Origin of the sequence: Pseudorhodoplanes sp., assembly GCF_050250235.1 — a bacterium.
Lineage (GTDB): Bacteria > Pseudomonadota > Alphaproteobacteria > Rhizobiales > Xanthobacteraceae > Pseudorhodoplanes.
In genome coordinates, this window is the sequence record NZ_JBFWPA010000282.1 from 1 (window position 1) to 4,095 (window position 4,095).

Below are 4,095 nucleotides of genomic sequence, written 5' to 3' on the forward strand. Positions count from 1 at the left end.
GCAAGCATTTGCAGCCGGTGCGCGTCTATTATGAGGACACGGATTTCTCTGACTTACCGTTATCGTAGTATGGAAACTTGCCGTTTTCCTCTGCCTTGCGGCGGTTTTCAGGGAAAAGTTTCATGCCGAAGAGGGCGGCGCTGTTCAGGTAGGGCGTATATTCGTAAGGCATCCGCTTGCGGCCCGGATGCACCACAATGCAGTCGATCAAGTTACGGAAAGCGATGCGGGTTTCGATCGCTTTTGGATCGATCTTGAGCGCGGTGACGAGTTTCTTTACCTCCGAACGGTAAAGCACACCGAACTTCGGATGGTCGAACGGAATCACATTCTCGCCGCCGTTGCCCAGCAGCCGCAAGCGCGCATCAACATTCTCCCGCTCCAGGTCGCACTCATCAATTCGCTTGAGTAGCTCATCCGGTTTGCGACGGCTGTTTGCGATTGCATATGACAAGCGCTCTATCTCAGTAGTCAGTGTACGGCGTCGGCGCTCTAGGTTGGCGCGTTCACTGCCTTTCTTTCGATCCTTCTTGCGTTCTTCCTGCCAAGCATCCATCGCTTCTTCGATGGCTTTTGGAGAAAGCAACTTCGCATCGATCTTGAGGGAAACATCCTCAAGTAGAACGTCCATATCAAAGCTACGGGTGTGCTCGCAGGTGCCTCGCTGATGCGCGTTGGCGCATGCGGCGCGCGGCGCGCCGTTCCGGGACGATTGCGCAATTCGCATATGCCCGTTGCAAACGCTGCACCGAAGGACGCCGGCGAGCGGGTGCTCATTGTTGCGCGGAATCAGGGGGCGGCGTTGTGGCTTGCCGGTCGGTCCGAACATACGGACAGCACGCGTGCTGCGAACCTTCTGTACGGTATCCCAGAGTTCTTGCCGAATGATCCGCATCTCCGGGTTCTTGACCAGGATGCGGCGTTCTTCCGGATTGCGGCGCTTCTGCCTCTTCTGTGTCTCCGGGTTAAGAATTGTAGAACGAACGTTCCAATGTATTTCGCCGATGTACAGCTCGTTGCCGAGAATTCCGCGACCATGACGACCGCCAGTGATGCACTGATGATTCCAGGTTGTACGACCAGCCTTGTTCTTGTGACGGGTGGCACCTGGTGAGGGCACGCCTTCGCGAGTAAGGTCCGCGGCAATCTGTCGGGTAGAACGGCCTGAAGCATACTCCTTGAAAATGCGAAGTACGATCTTCGCTTCATTTTTGTCGATCAAGCGCTCACCGGGCGCGCCAGGCTTCAGCCGATAACCGTATGCATAAGCGCCCGGAATCTTTCCGTTGGCGACGGCGTTGTCGTGCCCGCGCCGAACTTTCTCGGCAAGCTGCGGCTTGTAAATCGTGTTGTAGAGACTCGCGATGCTGATATCGGTCGCTGTCGCGTAGATGCCTTTCTGATCCATCAGGTCAACGCCGTTGAACTCAAAGACCTGCTTTAGACGCTGGATCGTGGCGGGATCGCGCGACAGGCGATCGAAATGCTCAACGACGATCACGTCGAAGTCATGGTTTCGAACACCGTTGAGAAGTCGTTGATAGCCATCCCGCGCGTCTTCCGTAAGACCAGACTTCGCGGCGTCGACGAATTCACCGATGACATCCAAATTGTTGCGTTCGGCGACCTTTCGGCAAAGCAATAGCTGGCCATCAATCGATGTCGCCTTTTGCATGTCGCTGGAATAACGGGCGTACAGCACCGCTCTCTTCTTGGGTAACGCTGTCGTCATGCCGTTCCCCTATGGACTGTCTGAAATCATCTTTCTCATCCCGCGCAATTTGCCTTCCGATGGCGCGCGCTAACTCGAGCCAAACTTCCTCATTGTCGGGGTTGTCCCAGCTCTGAGGATGGGAAGGGTCAAGCGGTCGGATGATCGCTTTTGGTCCCCGAGACGATCGCATCCGGGTACACATTACATAGTAGCGCTGGCGAGCGCGTCTGCAAGCATCAATGGCGTGTCGAGCGCAATCTCTCGAACTTTTTCGTTTGCCATCGCATGAACCTGCACAGAGTTAAATGAGTAGCTGAATTCTCCTCTCAACGAGTTTGACAAACGTGCGCGCCAAGATAAACGCGGTCACCGCTGGCACCGCGAAGTGCGGTGTCGCGCGTTTGCGTTGCGCTTAGATCTTCGTCGTAGCGATACGGAAACGCGGCGGAAAGCGCTGCGAAAAAATACTTTCGCTATCGAAATCATTTGGCGCGGATCACGCCGCGTCTGCTAAGCGCCGATTTCGCCAAACAGGTCTAGCGCCTAGTGCAGAGGTCGCCGCGTAGTCTCCGGGCGCGCTCCACTGGCTTCGATCATGGATACGGGACGACCTGAAAATGTTGAGGACCGCTGATGGCCGAAGCGGACGTCGATGTCCTCCACCATTGTCGAACATCCTGCGGGGTCTTATCTATCCCTAGCTCGGCGCTCCTCGTTGGGCGGAATCGGCGAGCCAGTTCCAGATCTCATTTTTCGTCGGATGCATAATGAGCGATGAGGGGCAGACGCCGCCGGTCGTAACGTTGGCGCAATTCGAAGCATGCGACCTGGAGGGGCCGATCGCCTCCATAAACCAAGTGGGCATGCCCGCGCTATGGCTTGCGTTTGAAAGCGCGGCAGCCACGACCCAATCGCCTTGCAGAGATGTCTTCAGCCTGCTCGCCATCATCTGCAGCATCCATCTCAATCCCGGTGATCGCGGCAGGATCTGGGGAGCCGGCGTACAGCTTGGAGGCCGGCGAAGCATGATCCCCAGCGACCTTCGGGGAGCCCAGTCAGATATCCTTGAGAAGCTGCTACCCCGCGTACGACATCCGGCGCTCCGGGCCCGTATTGCTGACGTCGTTTGGACAAACGATCTTCGGAAGGCCCACGTGGCCAAGATCGCCATCGATGCCTATTGTGAGTGCGTGGAAGGACTTTCGAGCGGGGTGCTCACCGCGGCCTTTCCCGTCGACGGTCGGGATCTGGTTGATGCGCAGACGCCGGCACTACGTGCCCTGCAGATCGCCTCGGCCATAAAAGGACGTACCGCGAAGCTGCCCGACCGCGTCACGACCGTGATGACAAATCTCTATGGGCAAGCCCGAACAGAAGCACAGCCGGTGATCTTCTGCCGTTTCGCGCAGTTGGGCGTCGAATACAAACTTGTCGATCCCAAGACGGCGGCGGTCGATCTCGAGAACGTCGCTAGTGAAAAGCCGGCAATTTATCCCATGGCAATCCTTTCAGCTCTCGACTACGCGGGCGAGCTGTATCGTCGTGCGGGCGACAATGAAAGCGAGCGGCGCTGCGAACTTGCTGCCGTACAGCAGCTTCTGCGTATGCGTGACGAGTGCGGCCAAGCAGGCGCGAAAGCGTCGTGGGTGATGGATGCGCTCCTTCGGCTCCGCCACATCAAGTGTGACGAAGCAGTCCAGCTCGAGCAGGAGCTGGAAGTCGAACTGCGCCAGTTACAACGCGCCTCGATGCGCGAAATGGCGACCTTCTCCATCGACATTCGGATGGACAGCGAGCGCGATCGCATTCTTAGCCTGTTCGAACGGATGAGCTTCTCCGAAGCCCTCAAATCGTTTGCGCTGCTGGAAAGCTCTCCAAAGACGGACGATCTCAAAGAGCAAGCGCTAGGCCTAGCTGAACAGACTCCGCTGAGCGCCATGATGGGCGGTAAGCATGTCGACGGAGAGGGCAAGATCATCGTGAACACATCCGCCGCTGGGTCCGGAGATCCGCCGGAAGACTGGTTCACCCGCATGATCGGGCAGGCCGAATCCCGTCGCCGCGCGGTCGTCGTGGCCAATAGTATTGATCCCGTTCGGTTGCTGATCGGCAGGATGGTAGCGGTCGAAGAGCGACATTTCCGTTCGATCGTTCGCCACTCGCCCTTCGTCCCCCCGCTTCAAGCGCCTCTGGTTGAACTCGGTTTCGCGCGCTTCTTTCAGGGAGATTTTGCCTCTGCGGCTTATCTCTTATTCCCTCAGCTCGAAGCGAGCCTTAGGCACCTTCTGAGGGCTCATGGGGCCGATCCGACCAAGCGACGCGATGACGCCACAGAAGAAGACCGAAGCTTGGATGCGATCTTCAACAACCATCGCTCGGAG

Annotated in this window: 2 protein-coding genes; one reads left to right on the plus strand and one right to left on the minus strand. The window is 57.5% G+C overall.

The annotated features are described in order from the left end of the window. Window positions 1–28: 28 nt before the first annotated feature. The gene (locus tag AB7F49_RS38680) at window positions 29–1,732 is read right to left on the minus strand and encodes a recombinase family protein (protein ID WP_428533115.1); all 1,704 of its coding nucleotides are present in this window, start codon (window positions 1,730–1,732) and stop codon (window positions 29–31) included. A 749-nt stretch (window positions 1,733–2,481) separates the two neighbouring features. Here AB7F49_RS38680 and AB7F49_RS38685 point away from each other — a divergent pair. Further along, window positions 2,482–4,095: DUF7380 domain-containing protein (locus tag AB7F49_RS38685; RefSeq protein ID WP_428533118.1), on the plus strand; the 1,614-nt coding region annotated here is incomplete at its 3' end.